Origin of the sequence: Streptomyces phytophilus, assembly GCF_013870535.1 — a bacterium.
Taxonomy (GTDB): domain Bacteria; phylum Actinomycetota; class Actinomycetes; order Streptomycetales; family Streptomycetaceae; genus Streptomyces; species Streptomyces phytophilus.
Map to the genome: position 1 here is coordinate 1 of NZ_JACBXC010000610.1, position 3,583 is coordinate 3,583.

Sequence of the window (3,583 nt, forward strand, 5' to 3'; positions counted from 1 at the left end):
GCCGAGGGCCCCGAGGCCGGTGCGGTGGAGCAGGTCAGCGCCCTGGAGCCGCGGATTCCGGTACGTGAGGCGGCGTTCGAGCCGCTGATGCTGGCCTGCCGCGACCGCCGGCCCGTCGTCTTCCCGTACCGCAAGGCCAATGCGGCCCGCCCGGAGGACCGGCACGTGGAGCCGTGGCAATTGGAGTGCTGGCGGGGCCACTGGTACCTCGTCGGCCACGACCGCGGCCGCGACGCCGAGCGGGTCTTCCGCCTCTCGCGCATCACCGGCCGGGTCCGCAACCGCGGCCGCGGCTTCACCGCGGAGGTGCCGGACCGCGTGACCGTACGCGAGACAGTCGAGCGCTGGGCCGGCGAGAGCGCCGACCGCTCGGCCCGGATCCGGCTGCGCACCGGCGCCGGCTACCCGCTGCGCGCCCGCGCGTACGGGATCCGCGAGGCCGTGCTGCCCGGCTGGGACGAGCTGGAGATCCCGTACGGGCACGGACTGGACGCCTGGCTGGTGGAGTTCGGGCCCGACGTGGTCGTCCTGGAGCCCGCCGAGCTGCGGGCCGACGTCATCGACCGGCTGCGCGCCGTGGCCAAGGGCTGAAGGGAGAGGGGGAGCAGTGGCCAGTGCCATCGACCAGACCAGGCGGATGCTGTCGCTGGTGACGTATCTGAGCGAGCGCAACGGCGCGTACCTCTCGGACGTCGCCCGCGCCTTCGGCGTCACCGAGGACGAGCTGATCTCCGACCTGGACGTGCTGCCCATGTGCGGAACGAGCTTCCGCGGCGGCGACCTGCTCGACATCGACACCGACGGCGAGCGCATCTGGTTCCGCAACCCCGAGTCCACCGGCACCGGCGAGCCGCTGCGACTGGCCGCGGACGAGGCCACCGCCCTGCTGGTGGCGGCCCGGGCAGTGGCCACTTTGCCCGGGTTGCGGGCCGGCGACCGGCAGGCGCTGCTGCGGGCCACCGCGAAGCTGGAGGCCGCGGCCGGCGAGTCGGCGGCGGCCAGCTCCAGCCTGTCGGTGACGTTCGAGTCCGAGGGCGGGGTCTTCGCCGAAGTGGACCGGGCCATCTCGGAGCGGCGCCGGCTGTGGCTGCGGTACTACTCGCCGTCGCGGGACGAGCTGACCGAGCGCGAGATCGATCCGATCCGGCTCGTCTCCGTCGGGCACACGTACGTGGAGGCGTGGTGCCGGCTGTCGGAGGCGCGGCGCACGTTCCGGCTCGACCGGGTCGCCGAGATCCGGATCCTCGACGCCCCGGCCGACCCGCCGCCCGTCGAGCTGCGCGACCTGTCGGAGGGCATCGTCCAGCCGTCCGCGGAGGACCCCGAGGTCGTCATCGAGGTGGGCCCGGGAGGCCGTTGGGTCGCCGAGTACTACCCGCACGACAGCGCGGAGGAACTGGCCGACGGCGGTCTGCGGATCTCGCTGCGCGCGCCGGACCCGGCGTCGCTGCGCCGGCTGGCGCTGCGGCTGGGGCGGGACGGGCGGATCGTCGCGCCGGGGGACCTGGCGGACAGCGCGCGGGACGCGGCGGTCAAGGCGCTTGCCGCGTACGACGGTTAGTGCACACCCCGCCGATTCCGGCATATGTCGCATACGTGGCATGCCGTACGTGCCGGTCGCGGCCCGTACGGACGCCGGTGTCTGCCGCGGCCGCCGCGGCGGCTAGGCTTCGCCCATGCTGTGGCCCATGACCGCCGTCGCGCTCGGTTTCCTCGGCCTCGTCGCCCTCGCCATCCCCGCCGCTGGAGTCGGACTGGAGGCGCGCCGGCTGGCCCGCCGGCTGGACGACGCGGCGCAGCAGGTCAGCCGCGCGACGCGGGATCTCGAACGGTCGGCGGCGGAGGTCGCCGGGCGGGCGGGCTCGACACGTGACCTCCCCGGAACCGAATTCGAGAGGTAGGCTGCAGATCGCGGCTCCGGTGCGAGGCGGGGGCCGCGATTGGTGGACGACGGGGGATTGCCTGGAGTTCACCCCCGGGGGTTACGATCGATCACGCCCAAACCCACGCAGCCTCGGTGAGAAGGTAGACGCATATGTTCGGACGGCTCGGCCCTACCGAGATCATCCTCATTCTCGTCGTCGTCATCCTGCTGTTCGGCGCGAAGAAGCTTCCGGACATGGCCCGTTCGCTGGGCAAGTCGGCCCGCATCCTCAAGAGCGAGGCCAAGGCCATGAAGAACGAGGGCAAGACGGACGAGGCCGCTCCGGCGGACCCGCCGCAGCCCGCACCCAAGACCATCCAGGCCGCCCCCGGCGACGTGACCAGCTCCCGCCCGGTCAGCGAGCCGCAGGTGAACGACCAGCAGCCGCAGACGCAGCAGCAGTCGCAGTCGCAGCGCTGACGAATCCGCAGGGGCACTCCGCGGCCGGAGACGGCCTCGCGGCACGAGATGAGGACGTGGGTTGCTAAGCGTTGCCCGCCGTAAGGAGCGCAAGGAGCGCGAGGAGAAGGACCCCGAGGGGCGCATGCCGCTCGCGGAGCACCTCAGGGAGCTACGCGACCGGCTCGTGAAGGCCGTCGGGGCCATTCTCGTCGTCTGCATCGCTTCGCTCTTCTTCTATCAGGACATCGTCGACTTCCTGATGGACCCGGTGCTCGAATCCGTCGGCTGCCCGGACGGCCTGAAGGCGTCGGACGTCGGCAAGGAGGAGGACTGCGCCTCCTTCACCGTCAACGGCCTCATCTCGCCGTTCACCATCATGCTGAAGGTCTCCTTCATGACCGGCATGGTGGTCTCGACGCCGATCTGGCTGTACCAGCTGTGGGCCTTCCTCGCGCCCGGGCTGCACAGGGAGGAGAAGAAGTACTCCCTCGGGTTCGTCGCCGCGGGCGTGCCGCTCTTCCTCGGCGGTGCCTTCTTCGCGTACAAGATCCTGCCGACCACGGCAGAGGTGCTGCTGGAGTTCACGCCGTCGAACGCCACCAACCTGCTGCCGCTGCCGGAGTACCTCGACCTGCTGACCCGCATGGTCGTGGTCTTCGGGCTCGCCTTCGAGCTGCCGCTCGTGCTGGTGATGCTCAACATGGGCGGCGCCGTCACCGGGCGCCGCATGCTCGGCTGGTGGCGGGCCATGATCTTCGGCATCGTCGCCTTCGGCGCCATCGCCACCCCCAGCACCGACCCGATCGGCATGTTCGCGCTGGCCGGCCCGGTGATCGTGCTGTACTTCCTGGCGACCGGGTTCTCCCTGCTCAACGACCGCCGAAGGGCCCGTATCGCGGCCCGCGGCCCGGCCGACGACGAGGCGTCCGACCTCGACCTCACCCCCGAGGAAGTGGGCGACGTGGAGCCCGTGAGCGCCTCGGCGTCGCTGCCCGAGCAGTCCACCGGTGAGGCCGACAGCGACGGCGGCGCCGGGAGCGGCGACAGCACGCCCCGCAGAAATGGTTACGACGACGCCACCTGACCGCTAGGGTCACGCGGGTGACCAGCGATATCACCGTGTTCGTCAACCCCACCGCGGGCCGCGGCCGGGGCGCCAAGGCCGCCCCCGTCGTCGCGGAGGCACTGCGCGACGCCGGGTACGAGGTGACCACCGTCCAGGGAAGCGACGCCGCCACCGCGCTCGCCGGCGCCCGC

General features: G+C 72.1%; 6 protein-coding genes. All 6 read left to right on the plus strand.

All coding sequences use genetic code 11. From position 1 onward, the window contains the following. The coding region (locus H5J30_RS22200) for a helix-turn-helix transcriptional regulator (RefSeq protein WP_181789146.1) at positions 1-591 on the plus strand (591 nt) is incomplete at its 5' end. A 46-nt stretch (positions 592-637) separates the two neighbouring features. After that, on the plus strand, positions 638-1,561 hold the full coding sequence (locus tag H5J30_RS22205) for a helix-turn-helix transcriptional regulator (protein WP_181789148.1): 924 nt from the start codon (positions 638-640) through the stop codon (positions 1,559-1,561). 115 nt (positions 1,562-1,676) lie between these two features. Further along, positions 1,677-1,901 (plus strand): hypothetical protein, encoded by a 225-nt coding sequence (locus H5J30_RS22210; protein ID WP_181789147.1) that lies wholly within the window; start codon positions 1,677-1,679, stop codon positions 1,899-1,901. 134 nt (positions 1,902-2,035) lie between these two features. Beyond that, positions 2,036-2,344, plus strand: a complete 309-nt coding sequence (tatA, locus tag H5J30_RS22215) for a Sec-independent protein translocase subunit TatA (RefSeq protein WP_027746334.1) — start codon at positions 2,036-2,038, stop codon at positions 2,342-2,344. 124 nt (positions 2,345-2,468) lie between these two features. Continuing rightward, complete coding sequence (gene tatC / locus H5J30_RS22220; RefSeq protein ID WP_181789149.1) at positions 2,469-3,410, plus strand: twin-arginine translocase subunit TatC; 942 nt, start codon at positions 2,469-2,471, stop codon at positions 3,408-3,410. A 17-nt stretch (positions 3,411-3,427) separates the two neighbouring features. Next, the coding region (locus tag H5J30_RS22225) for a diacylglycerol kinase family protein (protein WP_309505602.1) at positions 3,428-3,583 on the plus strand (156 nt) is incomplete at its 3' end.

Excerpts from the sequence above, each read along its gene's own strand:
- H5J30_RS22205 (WP_181789148.1), top strand. The coding sequence starts at position 638 with ATGCTGTCGCTGGTGACGTATCTGAGCGAGCGCAACGGCGCGTACCTC.
- H5J30_RS22210 (WP_181789147.1), top strand. The coding sequence starts at position 1,677 with ATGCTGTGGCCCATGACCGCCGTCGCGCTCGGTTTCCTCGGCCTCGTC.
- tatA (WP_027746334.1), top strand. The coding sequence starts at position 2,036 with ATGTTCGGACGGCTCGGCCCTACCGAGATCATCCTCATTCTCGTCGTC.
- tatC (WP_181789149.1), top strand. The coding sequence starts at position 2,469 with ATGCCGCTCGCGGAGCACCTCAGGGAGCTACGCGACCGGCTCGTGAAG.